Source organism: Dyadobacter sp. CY261 (assembly GCF_021440085.1).
In the GTDB taxonomy this organism is placed as follows: domain Bacteria; phylum Bacteroidota; class Bacteroidia; order Cytophagales; family Spirosomataceae; genus Dyadobacter.
In genome coordinates, this window is the sequence record NZ_JAKCPW010000002.1 from 250517 (window position 1) to 273087 (window position 22571).

Genomic DNA, 22571 nt, shown 5'->3' on the forward strand with positions numbered 1-22571 from the left:
CGAATGAACGCTGAGCTATTTGACCTCAGTAAATTTAAGTTTTGGTAATGACATCGCATTCTCGATAAGCCTGATTTGAATATTCAAGATTCCTGCTTCCGCATTCAAATCGATTTTTTCCGTGTCGTCGGTTGGCTTGTGGTAATCGTCATGCCCGCCGGTATGAAAAAACAGCACCGGGATCTGTTTGGCATAAAACGAACCGTGGTCCGAACCACCGCTTCCCGCATTGTCGGTAAAAAACTTCGTATCGCTTTTCACGCCCTTAAAAACGAGTGGCCATTCCGCGCTGGTGCCATACCCACCGATGCCTACGCCTCGGTTGGGATCATAGCGGCCAATCATGTCCATATTCGACATAAAATTGATTTCCGCCAATGGTAATGTCGGGTTGTTGACAAAATAACGCGAACCAATGAGCCCCAGTTCTTCCGCGCCGAATGCGATAAAAAGGAAATTGTATGGCTCCTTTTTATCATTTTCTGAAAAATACCGCGCCAGTTCAAGCAAACCAGCCACACCCGAAGCATTATCGTCGGCGCCGTTATGGATCTGGCCCTCCGGTTTGTCGGCTTTGGAACTACCCTGGCGACCGAGGCCAAGATGGTCGAAATGAGCGCCTATGACGATGGTATATGGTGCCCCGTTGTCGAGAAAGCCGATCACATTTCGGGCATCCCGGATGCTGTCGGGCACGGTTACACGCCTTATTTTCGCGGTGAAAGGCTGGTAAAAGCCGTCGGTACCTTTGGGTAAAAGATGGTACTTTTTGAATTGTTTCGCCACATACTTCGCGGCCTTTTTATTTTCCTTGCTGCCTGTCCCGCGGCCTTTCATGTTATCGGATGCTAGATAGGAAATGTGTTTGCGGATAATTACCGGGGAGGGTGAAGCGGATTGTCCAAATGCCTGCATAGCGCCGAAAACGAGCAGCAGGCTATTAAAAAAGATTCTCATTCGATTAAAAATAGTTATCCGGCAAAGATACACCGCTGCGTTCCGGGAGGGCAGGGCGAGCCACAGAATTTTTGCATTTGTTTGTATTTTCAGGCAACCGGGCGTAATATTGCACCATCAATCAATTGCTTCCCTTGAACGCGGTTGATTTATAAAGAAGAGGCGAGAGAATGGGCTCAACGAACCTCTGGCAACCTGCTACCACATAGGAGAAAGGTGCTAATTCCCACCTAAATTATTTAGGAGATATAAAATCAATTCGTGTGCTCTTACAGTTAGAAATTTCCGTAAGCCGATTGGCTTTAGTCTCGCAGCTACAACCGAAATTTTCCATTTCGGCTGTCAACTTTACCATGTGTTGAATTTAACCACCTGCTGTGGCTCTTATGCAAGCGGAACAAAAGACATTTAAGTACCCTTATCCCTACGCACTCGAAATTGAGGGCGAATTGCCGGGATTTGAGCTCGCATACACTACCTACGGTGAACGCAACGCCAGTGATACCAATATCGTTTGGATCTGCCACGCGCTCACTGGCACCTCCAACCCAACCGACTGGTGGGACGGCCTGGTAGGCGACGACAAATATTTCAACCCGAAGCAGCACTTTATCGTCTGCGTCAATGTGCTGGGCTCGGCCTATGGTTCCACCGGACCACTTTCTGTGAATCCGAAAACAAACAAACCTTATTACCGCGACTTCCCGACGATCACCGTGCGCGATGTTGTGGGGGCGCTTGATTTGTTGCGGCAGGAACTGGCGATCAGCAAGATCAAGATGTGCATCGGCGGGTCGTTAGGGGGGCAGCAGGCGCTGGAATGGGCGGTGGAGAAACCGGATTTGTTTGAAGAATTGATCCTGATCGCTTCCAATGCACTGCATTCACCCTGGGGCATCGCATTCAATGAATCGCAGCGTATGGCGATCGCCGCGGATCCCACTTATGCGGAAGAGCATGCGGAAGCAGGTGCCATGGGCATGCGTGCAGCGCGGTCGATCGCTTTGCTTTCTTACCGCAATTACGATACTTACAATTTTACCCAAGCACGCGACAATCCCGATCAGATCGACGATTTCCGGGCATCGTCGTACCAGCAATACCAAGGCGACAAGTTTGTGAAGCGTTTCAATGCATTCTCGTATTGGGTTTTATCCAAAATAATGGACTCTCACAACGTGGGGCGTAACCGCGGCGGCATTGTGCACGCGCTCGGTTTGGTAAAAGCAAAAACGCTGGTACTCGGCATCAAATCCGACCTGCTATTCCCGGTTTCCGAACAGCAATTCCTCGCCAGGCACATTCCCGACGCGGCATTTCAGGAAATCGACTCACTTTATGGCCACGATGGCTTCCTGATCGAGTACAAGCAGCTTACACAGGTGATCAGGGCATGGCAGGAAACAAACGGGCAGTTGCAAATGGCGCGCATTCGCTAGTCTGTTTTGTACTAATATTAATAAAAGCAAAACTCCCGGTCGGTTATCGATCGGGAGTTTTGTTATCATGTGTTTCAAATACTTACTTAGAAATGCTCAGCAACAGCTCGGGCTCGTTGGTAGTAATGTAATCCACATCCTTTTCGAGGAAGTATTTCAAAGTAGCTTCGTCATTAACAGTCCAGACATTGGTAGTCAGCTTTTTCTGACGCATGGCCGGAATGTAATCCTCTTTCTTTTTCAAAACGCTGAAATGATAATCGAGACCGTCGAGGCCCGCTGCCTGGATTTCGTCCGGCGTTTTATCGCCGTTCAGGTATTCCACATGCGCTTTGGGTGCAAGTTCTTTTACTTTAAGGCAAACATCCCAATCGAATGCGATGTAATCGGTGATTTTTTCAACTTTCATCTTTTTTACCAACTCCACACATTTGGTCGCCAATGCCAGTGAGCGCTCCTTGCTTACTTGTGAGGTTTTGATTTCCAGGATCAAACGTGTTTTCTTCTGTTTCGAACCGGCTTTCAGGTAAGCCTCCAATGTAGGCAATGCCTCGCCATTGGCCAGTTTAATCTGCGAAAGCTCTGCGGAATTCGTTTTCTCGATGTTAGTTCCCTGAATGGAATGGTCGTGCAAGACGTATAACACCGAATCCGCGGACATATGCACGTCAAATTCGCTGCCATAGCAGCCCAGTTTGATCGCGTGTTCGAGTGCACCGATCGAGTTCTCGGTAGCACCGGTATTTTTCCAGGCGCCGCGGTGCGCGATCACCTTGTTTTTGTTTTGAGACATACCATTCATCGACACCAGGCTCATCAGCCCGATTGCAAGCATTAAAAATCCTTTTTTCATTGTATTCAATTTTAACTTCCTTAAAAAGACCGTTTTCGACGCATTTTACCTCTTTGGGCCCAAACAGCGGCGAAATTACGGTAAGATTGGCCGTCGTTTGTTAGCACAATATTAAGTTATGCTACAATGCCTGGTGCGGCGTCACCGTCAGGATCACCATTTTGGATGTAGGTGTATTGCTTTTCTCGGCGACGCTCGTAATCGGAACCAGCACATTCGTTTCTGGAAAATAGGTCGCGGTGCATTGTTCGGGGATAGGGTATTCCACTACCACAAATTTGTGCGCGACACGGTCAACGCCGTCATAATGGTTATGCAAATCCACGAGGTCCCCGTCTTTCAAATTTCGGTTTTTGATGTCCCGCGTGTTCATGAGGATCACCCTCCGTTCGTTGTAAATACCGCGATAGCGGTCGTTCAGGCCGTAAACAGTGGTGTTGAATTGATCATGGCTGCGGATGGTCATCATGATCAGTTCATCATCCTTCAACGCCTGGACTTCGGGCGAGGCAATGTGGAAATGCGCCTTGCGGTCAGGCGTGTCAAAGCTGCCTGCACGATTGCAGTTAGGTAAATAGAACCCTCCCGGCTGCCGTACCCGTTCGTTATAATCGGCAAATCCGGGAATGGTGCGCTCGATATCGTTTCGGATCAGGTCGTAATCCTCCGCATACCTGTTCCAATTGACTTTGCTGCGCGCTCCCAATGTGGCTTGCGCCAGTCTGCACACAATCTCCGGCTCGCTGAGGAGCTGGTCCGAAACGGGAGTGAGCACACCTCGTGAAAGCTGCACGACACCCATCGAATTTTCGCAGGAAACAAACCGGTTTTCGCCCTCGTGCATGTCCTTGTCGGTTCGGCCAAGACAAGGCAATATCAGTGCTTCCTCGCCGTGTACCAAATGGCTGCGGTTCAGTTTGGTCGAAACGTGGACGGTCAGTCGGCATTTTTGCAATGCCTCAGCTGTAAACCGGGTATCGGGCGTCGCGGAAAGAAAATTGCCACCCATGGCAAAGAAAACCTTCGCTTCGCCCGCATGCATGGCTTTAATGCATTCCACCACATCGTACCCATGTTTTCTTGGAGGCGCGAAATGGAAATTCTGCTCTATCGAATCCAGGAACTTTGCACTGGGCCTTTCGAAAATGCCCATTGTACGATCACCTTGCACATTGCTGTGGCCACGCACGGGGCAAGTGCCTGCGCCTGGTTTGCCGATGCTGCCTTTGAGCAGGAGCAGGTTCACTATCTCTTTAATGGTCGCAACAGCATTCTTATGTTGGGTAAGGCCCATTGCCCAGCATGCGATGATTTTCTTTTTACCCGCCAGCACGCGTGCGGCTTCCTGCACTTGCGCATATGGAACGCCGGCCTGCGCGGCAAGCTGTTCGGCATTGTGGTGTTTCAGGCTTTGGATGAACCCGGAATAGCCTTCGGTATTTTGGTGAATAAATTTTTGATCAAAAACGGTCCCTGGGTTTTCATTTTCCGCTTCCAGCAACAACAGCTCAATGGCTTTTATTAAGGCCATGTCGCCATTGATTTTCACTTGAAGAAAGATGTCGGTTAATCCCGGTTTAAATCCTAGCACGCCGGCGACAGTCTGCGGGTTGTTAAAACCCATTAGTCCGGTTTCGGGAAGCGGATTAATGGAAATGATGGTGGTGCCGTTCGCTTTGGCTTTTTGCAATGCGGTGAGCATCCGCGGGTGATTCGTGCCCGGGTTTTGCCCAAGGATCATAATTACCTCTGCCTGGTAAAAATCATTTAGGGTAACAGAGCCTTTGCCGATCCCAAGCGATTCATTTAATGCTGTACCGCTGCTTTCGTGGCACATATTGCTGCAATCGGGCAGGTTATTGGTGCCAAATTCCCTGACAAAAAGCTGGTAAAGAAATGCAGCCTCGTTGCTGGTGCGGCCGGATGTATAAAATACGGCTTCATCGGGTGAATCGAGCTTGTTGAGCTCCCGGCCAATCTTTTCAAATGTAGCTTCCCAAGTGATAGGCTGGTAATGCGTACCGCCCGCAGGCAGGAACATCGGCTGGGCAATGCGCCCCTGGCCGCCGATTTCGTAGTCAGTCAATTTGGCCAATTCCTGTACCGAATGTTGGGAGAAGAATTCCGCAGTCAGTTTTTTCGCGGTGGCTTCTTCGGCCACAGCGCGGGCACCATTCTCGCAATACTCTGCAATTCCTGAGCGCTCATCGTCCGGATCGGGCCAGGCACAACTGGGGCAGTCGAACCCGCCCTTTTTGTTCAGATTAAACAGCGCTTTCATACCGCGCTGGAAGCCTGCTTCGCCGACGGTCATTTCAAGTGCCGATACCACCGCCGGAATACCCGCAGCCACTTTTTTAATGCTGCCCTTTTTTAAGCCGGTCAGTTTTTCAGGGTTTTCGGCACCTGGGATCGGAAGCGGGTTTTCGGACATGGCTCAGCAGGTTTGGTTGGGGTTATCATAATTGTCGGACTGGTCCTCATGGGCATTGTCTAGACATTTAAAATCTTTTTCAATCAACAGATATAACGAATTGCCGTCACCCAGCGGCATATTAGCCTCAAAGCCGACGGTGTTGTTTGCGGTCCAGCCCGCCAGGAGATTTGCAGGAAATCCCAGGATGATTTTGTTATTTTCAAACCGGGCATTTAGTTCATTATCAGTTGATTTTTGGATCGCATAACCGAATTGCGTCGGCCCGAAATCGGTCGTTTCTTCGAGATACCCTTCATTTTCAAGCGTACCGACTTCCGATTTGGAAAGTCTGAAACGCACGGAATTGGCGTGAATGCGGATTTTCATTGTTACTGGATCCGGTGTTTGCCGGTATAAATGTTGAATTTGTCTTTTTTGAGAAAACCTGCGAGTGTAATGCCGCTTTCCTGCGCGAGCTGCACAGCCAGGCTCGATGGCGCACCAATCGCAGCAACGATCCTGATACCAGCCATGGCCGCCTTCTGGATAAGTTCAAAACTCGCCCGACCGCTAAGCAAAAGTACATGATTATGCAACGGGAGGTGATCAGCCAGCAATGCCGCGCCGATGAGTTTGTCCAGTGCATTATGCCTGCCTACGTCCTCACGGAGCATCAGAAACCGGCCATTAAGGCCGAATAATGCCGAGGCATGTAGCCCGCCGGTGCTTTCAAAAACATCCTGATGATGGCTGATCTGCTCCGGTAATTGATAAAACAGGGCTTTTGGCAAAACCAGATCGTCGCGCATGCCCGCGTAGGCCGACCGTGTCTTAATAGCATCGATACTCGCCTTCCCGCATACACCACAACTCGAAGTCGTATAAAAGTTTCGTTCGAGCGACCCGATTTGTGGTTCGAACCCTTCCGAACAGGTTACAAGTACCTTGTTTTCATCGAGCTGGGCATGGTGAATGCCTGCTATCTGGCTTTTGGTATGGATGATGCCCTCGATAAACAAAAAACCGGCCGCCAGCTCCTGATCATTTCCGGGCGTACGCATGGTTACTGAAATGCTTTTACGCTGTTTGCCATCCGGAGTGTGATAGGCAAGCTGTATTTCAAGCGGTTCTTCGATAGCCAGACAGTCGTCGAGCTCTTCGGTGTTCTCTCCGCTGATCCGCGTGATTTTATGATATAGAACCGAACTGTTTTCCATTTTGAATGTCGTCCTGCTTTGCCAATGCTTGTTTTACATTTCGAAACCCCTCGGGCGTATCCACGCTCATCATTGTTTTTTTCGTCAACGGCAGATATTTTCCTGCATTTTGTGCCCGAAGAAAATGCTGCAATGCATGAGCGCCGTTTTCAAATGCTTCTTTCAATGCCTTGCCGCCTGCTTTGGAATACCATCCCAGCAATGGCTCGTAAAAACCTTCCTCATTGTAAAAGGCCGCGGCCGGCAATTCCTTATCAATGGAATGAAGAAAATTGACCAGTTCATCGGTGGTCAGGTAAGGATAGTCGCAACCTGCAATGAGGAAGTCGTTTCCGGGGAACGTTTCAAAAGCGCTGAGTAAAGCGGTCATCGGGCCCGCGTCCGCAAATTGAGGCAGGTCGGTGAGTTTGGGATAGTCTGTTCGGAATGTATCGTTTTGTTCTGTATTGCAACAGAGGATCACGTGCTCGCACAAGGGTGCCAGCAGATCGCCAACGTGTTCGTATTGAGGTTTTTTGTGATAAACCAAAAGACTTTTGTCGGTGCCCATTCTTGTGCTTTCGCCGCCGCAGATCACGAGTCCGTATAAGCTCATAATGGCTGGTTGGTGGATTTAATCGGTCAAATATCCGTAACTTCCTTGTATGGAAATGGGTGATGTTAAAATATTAAAGAAAAAGCCGATCTATCCGGTGAGCCCGGAGTTACGCAAATACCTTCGTTTGTATCAGCGCGATGCCAAGCTGCCTGTGGCTTACCACGATCTGCTGAATTTCTACGAATCTTTCTCGATATCGGACAAAAATGGCAAAGACACACTCTGGGAAAGTCCGCTTTACCCACCGCACGAGCTAGAAAGGCTACATAGCGGCCTGAAAAAAGTGTATGCAATGCTAAAAGCCTCCGGGAACCTGCGCATTGTCGAGCACAAATATATTGATCGTATCGACTATTGTAAGTTTGGCAATTCCAATCCGTTTCGCGTCAAGATCGTGAATAGGCTGAACGATATTTACGACTATTTCTATGTCAAAAAAGCCGATTCGTCGCGGATATACGGGCTGGAACTTGAAGAGATTTTCTCGCCAAACCAGGTAAATTATATCGTCGACGGGGAAACGCTTATTGAGGAGCACATTGCGGGCATTCCTGGTGACGAGTTCGCACGTACGCGTATGCGCGATCCCGATTATAACCCGATCCGGATTGCAAAGGAATTCGTGAAGTTCAATGAGCGCTGTATGATCACGTTACTAGGCGACATGCGTTCTTATAACTTCGTCATGCAAATCACCCCGGATTTCGACGATGTCCAGTTTCGCCTCCGCGCCATCGACTTCGACCAGCAGTTCTATGAGGGTAATCTAAGAGTATATATGCCCCAGTTCTTCAAAGAAAACCTGCCCTATGTGCAACTGGCGATGGAATATCTGACCGATAAAACGGTGGTGCAATACCAGCAGGAGGAACAATCGTCGATCATGTACCAGGCCCGCGCCGAACGTTACCGTTTGCGGGAACTGCGGGATGTTTGTATCAAGGACAAAATTTCAACCCAGGAAAACATTCACCAGCTAAGAGAGGGCCTCAGCAGACATTTCTCGGATCATCATTACCATAAATGTGAAACAATGACGGAGCTTATCGAGTTGAATATCAAGAATGTGATACGGCAGGTAATAGCGTAGGCCTGCTGATTGATGCCCGTTTATGCCAATTAATCCCTACCTTTGCGGAACCGAAGGGCTATTCTCAGCCGTTACGGTTTTTCAATTTAAATCACGATCGGAAGGCATTCAACCTTCGGCAGATTCCTACAATGAGTAAACACGGACGCATTCTTGTCGCCATGAGTGGCGGCATCGACAGCTCACTCGCAGCTGTTCTTCTCCACGAACAAGGTTATGAGGTCATTGGTATGACCATGAAAACCTGGGATTACGCCAGTAGTGGTGGTACTAAAAAAGAAACCGGCTGCTGCTCGCTGGATTCGATCAACGATGCCCGCAATATCGCGGTGGAACTTGGCTTCCCGCATTATATCCTGGATATTCGCGCCGAGTTCGGAGATTACGTAATCGATCATTTCACAGGTGAATACCTCGAAGGACGCACGCCTAACCCTTGTGTCCTGTGCAATACGCATATCAAGTGGGATGCATTACTTCGCCGCGCCGACAGGCTCGATTGTGAATTTATCGCGACCGGCCATTATGCCAATATGCAGTTCAACAACGGTCGTCATTATGTTTCAAAGGGTGTCGATGCCTGGAAAGATCAGAGCTATGTGCTTTGGGGCGTGTCGCAGGAAAGCCTGGCGCGTACCAAGTTGCCATTAGGTTATTTGCATAAAACCGAGATCCGCGAAATGGCGCGCCAAAGAGGATTTATCGATTTGGTCAATAAATCCGAGAGCTACGAGATCTGCTTCGTTCCCGATAACGATTACCGCGGTTTTCTTAAAAGACGCATTCCTGGCCTGGAAGCGGAAGTGGCAGGTGGTAACTTCGTCTACGCCGACGGAACGGTAGTAGGGAAACATGAAGGATACCCTTTCTACACCGTTGGTCAGCGAAAAGGCCTTGGCATTGCATTGGGCCGTCCTGTTTTCGTCACCGAAATCAGGAAGGAGTCTAATGAAGTAGTGCTAGGCGATATGCCCGATCTGTTCCGCGATGGCATGAATGTCAGTAAGTTAAACTTGCAAAAATATGCTTCAATAGACCAACCGCTCGAAACGGTAACCAAGGTGCGCTACAAACATGATGGTACGCCGGCTATCATCGAGCAAACCGGCCCGGATCAAATCGTAGCCCGTTTCCATGATGGTGTCAATGGCATTGCACCGGGGCAAGCGGCTGTTTTTTATGAAGGCGATGATGTTATCGGCGGCGGCTGGATTATGAAGAGCTTCCGGCAGGAGGCCTAGTTTGAGTATAAAAGAAAAACACCTGACGTGCTTAGAGGAGGTTCAATCCAATGCCGGTTCAGGTGTTTTTCAATTTAAGTAATACGCTTAAATCTCCTTCTATTATTTAATTCTCTGCCTGACAGCTTCATACAAAACAACCGAACTCGCAACCGACACGTTTAGCGATTCCACTTGTCCGTTGAGTGGGATTCTGGCGCCGCTATCGGCGAGATCGATGAATTCTTTGGAAATTCCATCTTCTTCTGAGCCCATGATGATCACTGTTGGTACAGTGAAATCAATGTCGTAAAGTGATTTGTCGGTTTTCTCCGTACAAGCAACGATCTGCAATCCACTATTTCTGAGATACATAAGTGTTTCCCAAAGATTGGGCTCGCGGCAGATAGGCAAGAAGTTCAATGCGCCCGAAGAGGTTTTCATGGCATCCGCATTAATCTGCGCGCCGCCTTTAGTTGGGACGATGATGGCCTGTACACCAGCACATTCCGCTGTGCGCGCGATAGCACCGAAGTTACGAACGTCCGTAACACGGTCGAGCAGCAGCAGAAGCGGGGTTTTACCGTCCTCGTATACCTGCGTGAGCACATTGTGCAGCGGCATGTACTGGATCGGCGATACAAATGCGATAACGCCCTGGTGGTTTTTGCGCGTTACCCGGTTTAGTTTTTCGACTGGTACACGCTGATAGGGGACGCCAAGTTCTTTGGCGAGTTTTTCAATTTCCGCAAGCCCAAACTCGCGCTGAATAAATAGACGTTCGATTTCTTTTCCCGAACGAAGGGTTTCCAATACTGACTGCGTACCAAAAACCATGTCGGCCTGGGACTGTCTTGGGGCTGGTTTTCTTACCGTATACTTCCGTTTCTCCATGCTTCTACTACTGGATACCAAATCGGCTGGTATTCGGCATAGCGAACCAGTTCATAATGATCATCCACAAATTGATTGTTTCTCCTGTTAAATGTAAAATTGACGTTTTGGGCGTTGCCTTTATGATCATACGTCCAAACTTCGCGGTCTTTGCTGCGCTGTACCTTGTCGGGGGGGCCGAGCACAATATAAATCATGCCTTTGTCCGTTTTCCAGCCTTCTTTATAGGTGGTAAATAACTGATTGGCCTCTTCAACTCTTCCGTAAAACGAACGGATAGACTGCTGTGCCAGCGGCGCATTGCCGTTCATAAGCGTCAGCCAGTATTTATCCAGTGCCTTTTTATAATCTTCTGCTTTCTTAATCTCGTTGACCTCGTTGTTTGTGCTCATGTAAAGCAGCGGTTCCAACAGCAATTGCGGGCGCGTCACTTTTGGGAAACGCTCATTGACGACCAGGATGCCCAGTCCTTCCGATTGTGTCGTATCTGCAAAAATATTGTAAAGACCTTCTTTGCTGAATTGCAGAGGTTGATTGGCGCTAATGGTAAATGTACTATCGACTTCCAGTGATTTGCCCACATTTTTCGGAGCGATGTTCATAGGCGAGCCTGCTGGCTCAAAGTCGTGGTTATAATAGTAAACGTGTAGTTGCTCGGAGCCTTCACCCGCTTTTTTGACAGTAAACAGCTCGCTGGTGTTCACATAATGCCGTTGAAGAGGCTGGGTCGAGGTGCCTGTGTAAACGCCGTACATCTGGTTGACTGCCAGCTTCTTGAAACGGATCGTGAGATCGTTCAATACTTTTTTCAGGGTTCCGGTCTGGCTGATTTCGCTTAGCAAAACGCCGTAATCACGGTTCGGGCTTTTCAACTCGTAGGAGATGACAATTTTATCGCCTGTGCGTGAAACGTTGGTCGAATCCAGCTTTACATTGCCGTAACCGAGGCGTTCCCGCGTGCCATAGTCTGAATAAATGACGTAGTTGAGGTTATAAAGTCGGACGAAGTCCGCCACGCTAATCGCATTTTTGCCCTTAAATGCATCTATATACAGGAAAACCTGCGTTTGTGTCGTGTCTTTCAGCAGATATTTGCTCTGAATGGCAACCAACGCAAGTTCTTCATTCACCGGGGCCGACATTTGCTGTTGCTGCTGCTCCGTTGGCCGTACCTGTGCCTCGGGAATCTGCTTCATTGGCTTATTGGATGATGCGCACCCGGCCATCACCAAAACAGACATTATATAGATGCAAAAGCGAAAATTTGTTCTCATGTACGTGTCGTCATCGTTTGTCAAATAACGAAGTAACGGGCAAAATTACCCAATAAAACGGTAATAAAATTTTTATTCAGGACTCTTACCGCCACGGGTCGCCGATTTAATCTGATCTTCGATGGCATCCCATTGATCGTCAGTCACTTCTTTGAGAAAATTGAACTGTCCGGCAGCCAGCACCTCGCCTCCATCCAGGGTGACGACCTGGCCGGTCATGTAGGCCGAAAAATCAGAAACGAGGTATGCCGCCAAGTTGGCCAGTTCCTGATGCTCGCCTGTGCGCGCGAGCGGTATGCGGTTTTCGAAGGAGAATTTTTTGGCTAGTTCTTCGGGAAATAGCCGGTCCCAGGCACCTTTGGTAGGGAATGGGCCGGGAGCAATGGCATTGAGGCGTATCCCATGCCGCGCCCATTCGAATGCGAGCGACTTGGTCATCGTGAGCACACCTGCTTTTGCCATGGCCGAAGGAACGACCCAGCCGGAGCCGGTAGTGGCGTAAGTTGTGACGATATTCAGCACTGTGCCTTTGATATTATTGTCTATCCAGTATTTACCCAAAGCCAGCGTAAAGTAATAGGTTCCGCGCAACACGATATCGACGACCGTATCCACAGCTTTGTACGAAAGCCGTTCTGTTGGACTGATGAAATTCCCTGCCGAGTTATTAACCAATCCGTCGACACGGCCAAATACCTCAACGCTTTTCGCAATCACATTTTCGATCTGTTCGGTGTTCCTTACATCACACGCCACAGGGAGGATCTTTCCGCCTGTAATTTGGGCTAACTCCGCGGCGGTTTCTTCCAGCACGGCAAACTTTCTGCTGCAGATCACGACATTGGCGCCCAATCTGAGAAAGTAGGCCGCCATTGATTTCCCCAGCCCGGTACCGCCGCCGGTGACGATAATTGTCTTGTTTTCGAGCGCTCCATCTCGGAGCATTCCTTCGCTAAATATCATAATACATGTATTTTTAGAATGGGATGAACAGTAATTTTTCTTTAAAAACAGTATATTATGAATGTAAAACAAATCATCCGGAAATGGATCAGGTAAAGGAAATTATGAACGAGCTGGCATTGCTCGGGACTGAACAGACGCTTAAAACCCTCAGGAACCATGGAGCGGTGGATCCCATCTACGGGGTGAGAATAGGGGATATGAAACCGATTCTTAAAAGGCATAAAAACGACCACAAACTGGCATTGGAACTGTTTAAAACCGGAAATTCAGATGCGATGTACCTTGCTGGATTAATATCGAATCCCGCGCTCATGACGCCCGAGGTTCTCGATGAGTGGATCGACGGCGCATCCTGGCATATGATCAGCGAGTATACCGTTGCCTGGAACGCGGCCGAAAGCCCCTACAAATTTGAAATGGCCAGAAAGTGGATCGAATCCGAGGACGAACTGACGGCCGATGCGGGGTGGTCGACCTGGGGATGCATCCTGGCATTGACACCGGACGATCAGCTCGACAAGCAGGAGATAGACCAGCTACTCGATCGGGTGGAGCGCGAAATACATTCGGCACAAAATCAGGTCCGGTATGTTATGAATGGTTTTGTGATCGCGGTAGGCACGTATTACGAGCCGCTGGCAGAGAAAGCGATGGAAGTGGGTAAAAGGATCGGCAGAGTAAAGGTCAATATGGGTAACACCGAATGCAAAGTACCTTACCCACCCGATTATATTCAGAAGGTTTGGGATAAAGGGCTTCTCGGTAGAAAGCGAAAAGAGGTCAGGTGCTGATTATTGCTGAGCCAACAAATACAGTACTGCCATTCTCACAGCAACCCCGTTTTCGACCTGATTCAAAATGATCGAATGATTTGAATCCGCCGCGTCAGAGGAAAGTTCTACCCCACGGTTGATGGGACCGGGGTGCATCAGCACGATCTCTTTGTTTAACTCGTCGAGCATCGCTTTGTCAATACCATAATATAAAGAGTACTCACGCAACGATGGGAAATACTTGATCTGCTGCCGCTCCAACTGTATACGCAGCACATTGGCCACGTCACACCATTGCAGGGCTTCCTTTACATTATGGCCAATCTTCACGCCAAGCTCGCCCAGATGTTTGGGGATCAACGTGGAGGGGCCACAAACCATTACCTCGGCCCCGAGTTTTTGGAGGCAGAATATATTGGATAAGGCTACGCGCGAGTGGGTGATATCGCCAATGATCGCGATTTTCTTTCCGGTCAGGTCGCCCAGCTTTTCGCGCATCGAAAATGCGTCCAGCAGCGCCTGTGTGGGGTGCTCATGCGTGCCGTCGCCGGCATTCACAACATTGGCAGGTATGCGGGTCGATAAATAATGCGGTGCTCCGGGGCTACTGTGCCGCATGACGATCATATCCACTTTCATCGCAAGGATATTGTTGACCGTATCGAGCAACGTTTCCCCTTTTTTTACCGAACTGCCGGAAGCAGAAAAATTGACCACATCGGCAGAAAGCCTTTTTTCCGCGAGTTCGAATGACAACCTTGTGCGGGTGGAATTTTCGAAAAAAACGTTGGCAATGGTAATATCACGCAGGGAAGGGACTTTCTTAATAGGCCGGTTGATGACTTCCTTGAACTGGGTCGCCGTATCTAAGATAGTTTGAATGTCATTCTCGTTCAGGTTTTTGATTCCAAGTAAGTGCCGGACCGAAAGTTGTGTCATTGTTGGTATTCAAGAAAGTTTGGCAAAGATAACAAGGAAGCCGTCAATGAGAAAATATGAGGGTGATTTTCGACTGAGGAAATGCTAAATAAAGTTCCGCTTTGACCGTAGAATAAGCTTTGGTACTATTAGAATAATTTATTTAATACGATGAGGTTATTTCTTCCGCTCTCTTGCTATTTTTGTTTAAAGAGGTTCGGCTGCTGATCTCTTTAAACAAGTTTATCTCCTCCCTATTTCCTCATAATCAAGTACATACGTAGCATTTATCTTTAAAAGGCTCTGATAGCCCTGTGGCATTGCTATGTCATATTGGCTCGACGAGAAAGTATGGTCGTGGCGGAATGCAAATCATTCTATTGTAGTTCAGTACGGACTGTCCGCGAGGACGGAAGGGCACCGCCCGTTCGGTCGTTTTTACATTCGTTCGTTTTCAGTTTTTCATTCTTAAACAATTTTCTATGCGAGTAAAGCTCTATTTATCTTTCATTTTCTTGCTGGCTTACCCGACGGTGCGGGCACAGGTAAGTGTGAGTTTCCCACCGGCACGAATGGTTTATCAACGCGACCCGGCCGGTCATGCGAATGTGTTTGTAACGGGCACTTATTTCGGGAATCAGGTTACGCGCATCGAAGCCAGATTAAACACCCGGGGAGGTGAACCCGGCAATGCCATAAACTGGACAACGATTGCATCCAGTCTCAGCAACGGAACATACGGTGGTTTTCTGAATTCGACAGGTGGGCGCTTCGATCTCGAAGTAAGGGCGATGAATGCAGGTAATCAACAGGTCGGGGATGTAATTACCGTCGAAAAAGTGGGAGTGGGCGAGGTGTTTTTGATCGTAGGCCATTCCAACGCCGCCGCCGCGGAAGGGGCCATGACCGGTGCCGCCAGCGATCTCGTCAACTCTATAAATCCGATGAGTAACCCCGGGCAAAGAAACCTCTATTTGCAAACGGGCAGTCCGGATGACCTTCCCCCACTGGAACCGACGCATCTTTGTCAGAGCTGCGGTATTGCTCCAATGGCCGACCAGCCGTGGTTCTGGCCGAAGCTGGGCGACTCGTTAGTAAAGGCGTTGAATGTCCCCATTCTTTTTTACAGCGCGGCATTCGGAGGCAGCAACATGGGACATTTTTATAAAGCGGCTTACGATATCCCCTTCTCCCATGGGTTTATCAAGTATAATATCAGGATGCCCTATGTCAATATCCGGAATACCTTGAACAAATATGTACCCCGCACCGGCTTACGGGCTGTGTTATCGGCGCATGGTATCAACGATGGCGATACAACAGGCGCAGGTTTCTATTTCAGAAGTCTGAAAGTGATGGAAAAGAGCCGTAATGAGGCCAATTATCAGGAACTGGCCTGGATGGTCGCGACGTCTTGTTACAATGACGGGGTTAAACCGGAAATTACGAACGCCCAGAATGACTTGATCAACACCGTACCCAATACTTTCCGGGGGGCGGATTTGAACGCTATCGGCAATGAGGGGCGGTACGATAAACTGCATTTCAACGAACAGGGCCAGCGAATGGCAGCTGGGCTGTGGCGCGATGCGATTATCAATCCCTCCGTGAATATACTGGGTAATGCCAAATCGCTCATGGCCTCCGCACCCCCGCTACCCCCGCCACCGCTTCCTGTGACACTGGTGAGTTTCAATGGCAAAAAAACACTCAATGGTTTTAACGAACTCGAATGGGTCACCTCTTCGGAGACAAGCAACGATTATTTTGAAATTCAAAAAAGCATCGATGCCGTCCGCTTTGCCCCGGTCGGGATCGTGAAGGGCGTGGGGGATAGCAAGGAGGAAAACCGGTATCATTTTACCGATGAGTCGCCAGCTCCCCGCACGACTTATTACCGTCTCAACCAGGTCGATTTTGATGGTACTGCGACGCTTTCCAGGATCATCGCTATCAAAAGTGACTCCGAAGAATCTGCTTCTTCTGTTTATCCTAACCCCACGCAACACGTCATCGAAGTGTCAACCAGTAACGGTTCCGCAGTCAGTAGGTTGAAGGTAATGGACCTGAATGGTAAAATACTGCTCGAGCAATCGCAGGGGAATGAGCTGGATGTTTCGGGACTCAACCGTGGCGAATACATTGTAGAGTTTAACGCCGGCGGTGAGCTGGTCCGCAAAAAAATATCCAAACTCTGACCTCCCGGTTGTTTGTGCCGGAAAGGTCAGAGTTTGGTGCGGGGTATTTACTTCTTGATGAATTTCAGGGAAGTAGATGCCCCGTTCTTTGTTTGTATACTAATCACATATACTCCGGACGACAGGCTTCCCACGGGAACGGCAGGTTTACCCGGCTGCGACAAATTGCTAGCTTTTATTTTGCCTGATACGTCGGAGATGGTGTAGCTGAACGGTTGCTGCTGATCAGGTAATGCGATATGTAGTACTTGGTCGGCTGGGCTTGGGAAAACGCTGGCCGCGAAATCGGCACGTTTGACGGATACCATTTGCGAGTAGGTATAAGATCCGTCGGTGTCAACCTGTTTAAGCCTGTAATAGCTCGTCCCCGGGAGTGGTTCAAGGTCATTCATCCGATATTGATTGATCGCAGATATGGTACCTTTGCCTCGCAGCCTACCGATTGCAAGCCAACCCGCAGCATTCTGTGAGCGCTCCACATCGAAATATTCATTGTTTGTCTCCTCAGTTGTCGTCCAGTCCAGCACCACTTTTTCTTCCGCCGGTTCGGCATTGAACCGTATCAGTGTTACAGGTAATGGATTGGAGCAGGATTGTATGGCAATGTCGTCCAGACGTAGCTCATCCCTCGCGCCGGACGCCGAGGCATCTGTGCAATAGTATCGCCATAGTAATTGAACGTACGGTTTGTTCAAGGCATCGGAAGGCAGTTTCACCCAGTCGATGACCTGCTGGTGCCCGGCAGTAGCTGCCCGCATATATTGTACGGGCTGTCCGCTGGTATTGAGTACATCAGTAAAAGGCCCGCTTTCCGACAGGCGGTATTGCAGGCGGATCGCATACGGCCTTGTATTCGGCATCACCGTGCCGCCCGTCCATTTTACATTAACCTGGGTTTTCCCGGTTGTCTTCAATGCGAGAATGGCTCCTCCGAGTTTCATGCCCGGATAGCCGGGGTTACCGGCCGCATTTCCGGTATTGATAAGCGAAATACCCTGATCGCCTAGGCCATTGATACGCGTGCGGCTGGTGAGGTTGTAGACACCACTTGTAAAGCCGACTACGTTGGAAGTAAGTCCCGGATCGTCGTTTTCCATATAAACAAACCGCATGTTGTCCGGAAAGGTATTTTCAGCAGCGGTGGCAAGCCATGCATTGAAGTTGTATACGCATGCACCGTCGTCCAGTGGAGCGGGGATCTGCAACGGTGCCACGTCCACAGCGAACACCGCACGATATTTGGATCCTGACGAGGGAGCGAATTCTATGGTTGCGGTATTGGAAACAATGTGCGTAGTGAGATTTTCCCATTGCAGGAACTTATATCCCGGCTTCGGGATGGCCGTTAATGCAATGTTCACATTTTTGAAGTATGTTCCACTCCAGGGGTACGGGTCGGCGGAAACGCCCAATGTGCCCGGCTGGATGTCGATGGTGTTGACCCGTACATAGCCATGCGCCTTATTCGAGACATCTACATCGATGACCTGGGTGCCGTCATTGAGTGCAAACTGGCTCTGGATATGCCCCCTGGCGACATTGGGCCTGTTAGTAGCGAAGTTGACCATTAGATTGATGTTCGACTCCCATGTAGCATAGCTGGACGGCCTGTTCCAACGGTTGATGTTTTCAGGAATGTCATCTTTGATGAGATTTTTACATACCTGGATCTGATCCAACAATCGCTGCGGCAGAAAATGGGTGTTGATCAGGTCGGCATAGCGATTGATGAACTTGTTTCGGAAAGTCGTATTCGGCAGCAAGTAACTAAGGAGGAAATCAGGTGCACCCAATGCTTTGGAGAACTGGTTCGCATCCAGTTCTTCGAAACTCAGGTCTACATCAAAAAGGGCCCAGCGCCAGCGACCGTCCTTACCCTTCCCGGCCGAGGGGTTGTACGGTACTTTGTGTCGCCAGTAAGTGATATTCCCATAAGGCCAGTCCCAGTTAGCGGCGTATAGTTCCATAATGCAGTAATCGACGAAATTGTCCATGTCCATTCGCTGTAATGCGTAATTGTAGTTGCCCGCATCGGCCATGTTGTGAGTTTTTATGAAATTTGACAGGTCCGCATAATGCCCTGAATTGTTTTCGATCCCGTCGTCTGTGAAAAACTCTATATTTTCCGGTTCCAGGGAATAATGGCTGGCGTAGTAATATTCGTCCTGCCGTTCACGAAGGTCATAGAGGCCCCAATATTCTCCGTTCAGGTAAGTACTGACCGGCCGGTAATCCTGCAATTCGATATTCAAACCTTCGGCAATCTGATGGATGTAGGAATCCTTCATCAGCGTCCGCTCGTAATCGTTGCCCGAGTTCCGGAGGACAAGTCTTTTGAAGGTATGGAATGTTTGATTTGGAAAAAGAGGATAGTCGATATCGCTTTGTGATGCGTTTGCACCGGTAGAGTAGAGTCTGAAACTTTTCTTGTCATGTGTACGCGAACCTTGCCCATGAATGCGCAAGCCCAATTGCTGGTTAACAACCGAACTGCCGTTGATCAGTATTTCGACATTGGCCGGTATTTCCGTTCCCCGGTAGTAGTTCCCGTAAGGCACCCCAAGCGAAGGGGTGGTAGAATTTGTATTCCGCCAGTCCATAAAGTCCTTTCCGGCAACGCCGATACCGTCTTCATAATCGAACATATCGTCGGGGTCGACCTTGATCGAAAAGACGGCAAGTTTCGATTTTGGCTGACCATTTGGTGTGAGCCAGTACGACCTCGATACGGTTTCGCTGGGCAGTTTTCCTGCTTCATAAACTTTGGCGCGGATGACCGTCCCTTTGTAAACCGGTTTGACGGGTACTAAGCTGTAAGTCGGTATATAATCATTAGTTGTAGAAATAGACGCATAGACATCCTGTTGCAACGATTTGTTGCTGATCGGGATATTAACCGGCGAATTCTGTTTCAGTGTCAGGAAATATTTAGTTAAAATCGGTTCCGTCGGGTCGCCGGGATGTCTCGGGTACTGGTTTTTGTGTTGATAGGCCTTACCCGGTGCTGTAATATTGTTCTTGTCAGGTTCCGAGCCGTCTGTGGTATAATAAACTTCTGCTCCGGCGACGGGCGCGGAAATGGTGAGCGTAAAATCGGTTTGAAAAAAACAGCTCGCGGCGCTCATTACCGGCGCAGCGGAAAACCCGGTGTAGGAATTTGTCTGTACATTATTCGCATTGGGCGATGACGGCAGAAAGTACACGAATTCCGCGCTGCCATTCGTCTTTCGGCCATACGACACATCCGTTCGTTGCCTGGTGAAAGTTACCTGGTCGATAATGGACTCGTTTGGAGCTACAAGCAGAAATTGCTCACCGTCGCCGCTCAGGCCGAAACCCAGGTGCCGGGGGCCACGGGACGGCAAGCCACTGGCCCAGAGGATCAGGAATGAGCCTGGCTGGACTGTCAGGCTGCCGGCGTTGGATGGTAATTGAAATTTTTTCAGCTCGCCTGCATCATCGGTAACATAGTAACCGCTCAGGTCGACGGCCGCCGCACCTGCATTGTAAAGCTCGATCCAGTCCTCGTCCGAACCCGTCTCGTCGGTGAAAGAAGTGGAATTGGAGGCCATCAACTCATTGATTTTGATAGATTGGCCTTGGCAGACGACGCAAGAAACACACATCGCCAGCGATAACGTGTAGTATAAGTATTTCATGATGATAGAGAGGGATAATGCTGTTAGAAATTAAATTTTTTGAAACTAAAATGCTAATAATTTCAAGTGCAATTCACTTTATTTTGACGTATACTATCCTAATTTTCAGACAGTTGAGTATTCGGTAAATGGAATGCTCAAGGTGCTGTGAATTACTTCTAATAGTATTGCACTATCCTGATTTTTGATAGGCGAATTTTACGAAATACTTTGCGATTAAGTATCGATATCGTTAGTGTCGGTTGTAGAATGTACCCAAAGGCGGTAACAGCCGGAGATATTGCGGTTGGTTCTTATATTTGCAACCTTTCAGTAAACCAAACCGTCCGTGCGGTAACTATTTTAATAATGGAAAGAACAGTGGTAGTCGCTCACCTGAAATCTCTTTTAGATGAACGCATGCAGGTAGCCTGGAACGCAATGGAGGCGGCGCAGGAATCGGCTAATGACCAGGGCAAAAGTTCAATGGGTGACAAATATGAAACCTCGCGCTCGATGGGGCAACTGGACAGGAATATGCATGCGCGCCAGTACGAGCTTGCAAGGCAGGAACGGCTGATATTGGAAAAGGTCAGCGAAAGTGATGTGTCCGTGCGAAGTGCGGTAGGGACATTGTTGGAAACGACGGCCGGCTGGTTTTTTATTGCGGTAAGCCTGGGGGCCGTCAAAATAGAAAATGAGACCGTTTTAGCAGTCTCATCTTCTTCGCCGGTAGGCGCTTCCTTATTGGGAAAGGAAACCGGGGCCTATTTTGAATTTATGAAAAAACAACACCGGATCGTGGCGCTGCATTAAGCCATATTGTGATAAACACGCTGTACATCGTCGTCTTCTTCGATCTTCTCGATCAGTTTTTCCACTTCCGCGATCTGTTCGTCGCTTAATGTCTTGGTATCATTTGGAATCCGCTCAAAATCAGCTTCGACAATCTCGTACCCGTTTTCTTCAAGATAATGCTGTAATGCTCCGAAGGCAGGGAACTCACCATATATGTTGATTAGGTTGGTCTCTTCGTCCAAAAAAATTTCTTCACCGCCTGCGTCGATCAATTCGAATTCCAGTTCTTCGAGATCTTTACCGGTATTCTTGATCTTGAAAATGCATTTGCGATCGAAAATGAAATCAAGCATTCCCATTGTTCCCAAACTGCCGCCCAGTTTGTTGAAGTAGCTCCTTACGTTAGCCACCGTGCGGGTTGGGTTATCAGTGGTACTTTCAACCAGGACAGCGATGCCATGAGGGCCGTAGCCTTCATAAACCATTTCCTTATAATCCTCCTGATCTTTGGAACTGGCACGCTTGATCGCCCTTTCCACGGTTTCCTTGGGCATGTTCACTGCCTTTGCGTTTTGCAGGAGAACCCGGAGTTTGGAATTGGTGGCGGGGTCGGCAGTGCCGTTTTTTACCGCGAGCACAATATCCTTACCAATCCTCGTGAAAGTTTTGGCCATCTTGTCCCACCGCTTGAACATCCGCGCCTTTCTGTATTCAAAAGCCCTTCCCATACTATAATGTATTATTGGTTATTTTAATGTTGGTACCCTGATATTGTAAATTGTCCCGCAAATTTATAAAAACGGGGAATATCAGGTAAAATAAATTCTTTTGGACAACACTTTCATGGATTATCAACTGGATTGGCGCTTTCAGACCTTCGAAGAACTAACAAATACAGCGCTTTACGACATTCTCAGGCTGAGAAGCGAGGTATTTGTGCTGGAACAGCGGTGCTGCTTTCTCGACATGGATAACAAGGACCAGCAGTGCCATCACCTCTCGGGCTACCGCCATGGGAAGCTGCTTGCTTTCGCACGCATTGTCCCGCCGGGTTTATCGTATGAATATCCGGCGATTGGGCGGATTGTTGTTTCGGCGCAGGGACGTGGAGCCGGTTACGGGGTGGAGCTACTCAATATGTCGATCCAAAAATTGGAGGAATTGTATGGCAAAGTCCCAATCCGGATTGGCGCGCAATTATACCTCAAAAGGTTTTATGAGTCGTTCGGTTTCAGGCAGTCAAGTGAAATCTACCTCGAAGATGAGATCGAGCATATCGAAATGACGCGGCAAAACAGGTAGATTTTACAAACTGTGTAACT

The 22571-nt window shown here is 48.8% G+C and carries 19 protein-coding genes and 1 riboswitch; of the genes, 7 read left to right on the forward strand and 12 right to left on the reverse strand.

All coding sequences use genetic code 11. From position 1 onward, the window contains the following. Nucleotides 1-15 precede the first annotated feature (15 nt). Nucleotides 16-957, reverse strand: a complete 942-nt coding sequence (locus tag LZD49_RS08335; protein ID WP_234666884.1) for a M20/M25/M40 family metallo-hydrolase — start codon at nt 955-957, stop codon at nt 16-18. A gap of 146 nt (nt 958-1103) precedes the next feature. After that, a riboswitch (SAM riboswitch) is annotated at nt 1104-1212 on the forward strand. A 131-nt stretch (nt 1213-1343) separates the two neighbouring features. Between LZD49_RS08335 and metX the strand changes: the two genes are divergently transcribed. Continuing rightward, on the forward strand, nt 1344-2396 hold the full coding sequence (metX, locus tag LZD49_RS08340; RefSeq protein WP_234666885.1) for a homoserine O-acetyltransferase: 1053 nt from the start codon (nt 1344-1346) through the stop codon (nt 2394-2396). An 82-nt stretch (nt 2397-2478) separates the two neighbouring features. Here the strand turns inward: metX and LZD49_RS08345 are convergent, their stop codons facing one another. The 5 genes from LZD49_RS08345 to LZD49_RS08365 all read right to left on the reverse strand — a co-directional run bounded on the left by LZD49_RS08345 (nt 2479) and on the right by LZD49_RS08365 (nt 7477). Beyond that, nucleotides 2479-3249 (reverse strand): glycerophosphodiester phosphodiesterase family protein, encoded by a 771-nt coding sequence (locus LZD49_RS08345; protein ID WP_234666886.1) that lies wholly within the window; start codon nt 3247-3249, stop codon nt 2479-2481. Between the two features lie 121 nt (nt 3250-3370). Next, nucleotides 3371-5683: an FdhF/YdeP family oxidoreductase gene (locus LZD49_RS08350; RefSeq protein WP_234666887.1), complete on the reverse strand. Its 2313-nt coding sequence runs from the start codon at nt 5681-5683 to the stop codon at nt 3371-3373. A 3-nt stretch (nt 5684-5686) separates the two neighbouring features. Beyond that, nucleotides 5687-6052 (reverse strand): DUF7009 family protein, encoded by a 366-nt coding sequence (locus LZD49_RS08355; RefSeq protein ID WP_234666888.1) that lies wholly within the window; start codon nt 6050-6052, stop codon nt 5687-5689. Nucleotides 6053-6054: 2 nt separating this feature from the next. Further along, nucleotides 6055-6882 carry a formate dehydrogenase accessory sulfurtransferase FdhD gene (gene fdhD, locus LZD49_RS08360; protein ID WP_234666889.1) on the reverse strand — a complete coding sequence of 276 codons (828 nt, stop codon included), beginning with the start codon at nt 6880-6882 and terminating at the stop codon, nt 6055-6057. Beyond that, on the reverse strand, nt 6854-7477 hold the full coding sequence (locus LZD49_RS08365) for a molybdenum cofactor guanylyltransferase (RefSeq protein ID WP_234666890.1): 624 nt from the start codon (nt 7475-7477) through the stop codon (nt 6854-6856). Before LZD49_RS08365 ends, fdhD begins: the two co-directional genes overlap by 29 nt. A 49-nt stretch (nt 7478-7526) precedes the next feature. Between LZD49_RS08365 and LZD49_RS08370 the strand changes: the two genes are divergently transcribed. Together LZD49_RS08370 and mnmA are read left to right on the forward strand one after the other, a co-directional pair. Further along, nucleotides 7527-8570, forward strand: coding sequence for a hypothetical protein (locus LZD49_RS08370; protein WP_234666891.1), 1044 nt, complete (start codon nt 7527-7529; stop codon nt 8568-8570). Nucleotides 8571-8701: 131 nt separating this feature from the next. Further along, nucleotides 8702-9811: a tRNA 2-thiouridine(34) synthase MnmA gene (mnmA, locus tag LZD49_RS08375; RefSeq protein ID WP_234666892.1), complete on the forward strand. Its 1110-nt coding sequence runs from the start codon at nt 8702-8704 to the stop codon at nt 9809-9811. A gap of 102 nt (nt 9812-9913) precedes the next feature. On the opposite strand, the gene rlmB is transcribed toward mnmA, so the two are convergent. The 3 genes from rlmB to LZD49_RS08390 form a co-directional block, all read right to left on the reverse strand. Beyond that, nucleotides 9914-10684 carry a 23S rRNA (guanosine(2251)-2'-O)-methyltransferase RlmB gene (rlmB, locus tag LZD49_RS08380; protein WP_234666893.1) on the reverse strand — a complete coding sequence of 257 codons (771 nt, stop codon included), beginning with the start codon at nt 10682-10684 and terminating at the stop codon, nt 9914-9916. Next, nucleotides 10660-11880, reverse strand: a complete 1221-nt coding sequence (locus tag LZD49_RS08385; protein WP_234666894.1) for a GWxTD domain-containing protein — start codon at nt 11878-11880, stop codon at nt 10660-10662. The genes rlmB and LZD49_RS08385 overlap by 25 nt, the downstream gene beginning before the upstream one ends. A gap of 150 nt (nt 11881-12030) precedes the next feature. Next, the gene (locus LZD49_RS08390; protein WP_234666895.1) at nt 12031-12921 is read right to left on the reverse strand and encodes an SDR family oxidoreductase; all 891 of its coding nucleotides are present in this window, start codon (nt 12919-12921) and stop codon (nt 12031-12033) included. A gap of 83 nt (nt 12922-13004) precedes the next feature. On the opposite strand from LZD49_RS08390, the gene LZD49_RS08395 reads away from it, so the two are divergent. Beyond that, on the forward strand, nt 13005-13715 hold the full coding sequence (locus LZD49_RS08395) for a DNA alkylation repair protein (RefSeq protein WP_234666896.1): 711 nt from the start codon (nt 13005-13007) through the stop codon (nt 13713-13715). On the opposite strand, the gene LZD49_RS08400 is transcribed toward LZD49_RS08395, so the two are convergent. Then, nucleotides 13716-14636, reverse strand: coding sequence for an aspartate carbamoyltransferase catalytic subunit (locus LZD49_RS08400; RefSeq protein ID WP_234666897.1), 921 nt, complete (start codon nt 14634-14636; stop codon nt 13716-13718). Nucleotides 14637-15097: 461 nt separating this feature from the next. Here LZD49_RS08400 and LZD49_RS08405 point away from each other — a divergent pair, with 461 nt between their 5' ends. Beyond that, nucleotides 15098-16813, forward strand: a complete 1716-nt coding sequence (locus LZD49_RS08405) for a T9SS type A sorting domain-containing protein (protein WP_234666898.1) — start codon at nt 15098-15100, stop codon at nt 16811-16813. A 47-nt stretch (nt 16814-16860) separates the two neighbouring features. Here the strand turns inward: LZD49_RS08405 and LZD49_RS08410 are convergent, their stop codons facing one another. Then, nucleotides 16861-20472, reverse strand: a complete 3612-nt coding sequence (locus tag LZD49_RS08410; protein WP_234666899.1) for a CotH kinase family protein — start codon at nt 20470-20472, stop codon at nt 16861-16863. Between the two features lie 348 nt (nt 20473-20820). Between LZD49_RS08410 and LZD49_RS08415 the strand changes: the two genes are divergently transcribed. Beyond that, nucleotides 20821-21267, forward strand: coding sequence for a transcription elongation factor (locus LZD49_RS08415; RefSeq protein WP_234666900.1), 447 nt, complete (start codon nt 20821-20823; stop codon nt 21265-21267). Here LZD49_RS08415 and LZD49_RS08420 read toward each other — a convergent pair. Continuing rightward, nucleotides 21264-21977: a YebC/PmpR family DNA-binding transcriptional regulator gene (locus LZD49_RS08420; RefSeq protein WP_234666901.1), complete on the reverse strand. Its 714-nt coding sequence runs from the start codon at nt 21975-21977 to the stop codon at nt 21264-21266. The two genes, LZD49_RS08415 and LZD49_RS08420, sit on opposite strands and share 4 nt — an antisense overlap. A gap of 100 nt (nt 21978-22077) precedes the next feature. On the opposite strand from LZD49_RS08420, the gene LZD49_RS08425 reads away from it, so the two are divergent. Next, nucleotides 22078-22551, forward strand: a complete 474-nt coding sequence (locus LZD49_RS08425) for a GNAT family N-acetyltransferase (RefSeq protein ID WP_310590476.1) — start codon at nt 22078-22080, stop codon at nt 22549-22551. Nucleotides 22552-22571 lie beyond the last annotated feature (20 nt).

Excerpts from the sequence above, each read along its gene's own strand:
- LZD49_RS08405 (WP_234666898.1), top strand. The coding sequence starts at position 15,098 with ATGCGAGTAAAGCTCTATTTATCTTTCATTTTCTTGCTGGCTTACCCG.
- LZD49_RS08370 (WP_234666891.1), top strand. The coding sequence starts at position 7,527 with ATGGAAATGGGTGATGTTAAAATATTAAAGAAAAAGCCGATCTATCCG.
- fdhD (WP_234666889.1), bottom strand. The coding sequence starts at position 6,882 with ATGGAAAACAGTTCGGTTCTATATCATAAAATCACGCGGATCAGCGGA.
- LZD49_RS08355 (WP_234666888.1), bottom strand. The coding sequence starts at position 6,052 with ATGAAAATCCGCATTCACGCCAATTCCGTGCGTTTCAGACTTTCCAAA.
- LZD49_RS08395 (WP_234666896.1), top strand. The coding sequence starts at position 13,005 with ATGGATCAGGTAAAGGAAATTATGAACGAGCTGGCATTGCTCGGGACT.
- LZD49_RS08385 (WP_234666894.1), bottom strand. The coding sequence starts at position 11,880 with ATGAAGCAGATTCCCGAGGCACAGGTACGGCCAACGGAGCAGCAGCAA.
- LZD49_RS08415 (WP_234666900.1), top strand. The coding sequence starts at position 20,821 with ATGGAAAGAACAGTGGTAGTCGCTCACCTGAAATCTCTTTTAGATGAA.
- rlmB (WP_234666893.1), bottom strand. The coding sequence starts at position 10,684 with ATGGAGAAACGGAAGTATACGGTAAGAAAACCAGCCCCAAGACAGTCC.
- LZD49_RS08345 (WP_234666886.1), bottom strand. The coding sequence starts at position 3,249 with ATGAAAAAAGGATTTTTAATGCTTGCAATCGGGCTGATGAGCCTGGTG.
- LZD49_RS08400 (WP_234666897.1), bottom strand. The coding sequence starts at position 14,636 with ATGACACAACTTTCGGTCCGGCACTTACTTGGAATCAAAAACCTGAAC.
- LZD49_RS08390 (WP_234666895.1), bottom strand. The coding sequence starts at position 12,921 with ATGATATTTAGCGAAGGAATGCTCCGAGATGGAGCGCTCGAAAACAAG.
- LZD49_RS08350 (WP_234666887.1), bottom strand. The coding sequence starts at position 5,683 with ATGTCCGAAAACCCGCTTCCGATCCCAGGTGCCGAAAACCCTGAAAAA.
- LZD49_RS08420 (WP_234666901.1), bottom strand. The coding sequence starts at position 21,977 with ATGGGAAGGGCTTTTGAATACAGAAAGGCGCGGATGTTCAAGCGGTGG.
- LZD49_RS08410 (WP_234666899.1), bottom strand. The coding sequence starts at position 20,472 with ATGAAATACTTATACTACACGTTATCGCTGGCGATGTGTGTTTCTTGC.
- LZD49_RS08365 (WP_234666890.1), bottom strand. The coding sequence starts at position 7,477 with ATGAGCTTATACGGACTCGTGATCTGCGGCGGCGAAAGCACAAGAATG.
- LZD49_RS08335 (WP_234666884.1), bottom strand. The coding sequence starts at position 957 with ATGAGAATCTTTTTTAATAGCCTGCTGCTCGTTTTCGGCGCTATGCAG.
- mnmA (WP_234666892.1), top strand. The coding sequence starts at position 8,702 with ATGAGTAAACACGGACGCATTCTTGTCGCCATGAGTGGCGGCATCGAC.
- metX (WP_234666885.1), top strand. The coding sequence starts at position 1,344 with ATGCAAGCGGAACAAAAGACATTTAAGTACCCTTATCCCTACGCACTC.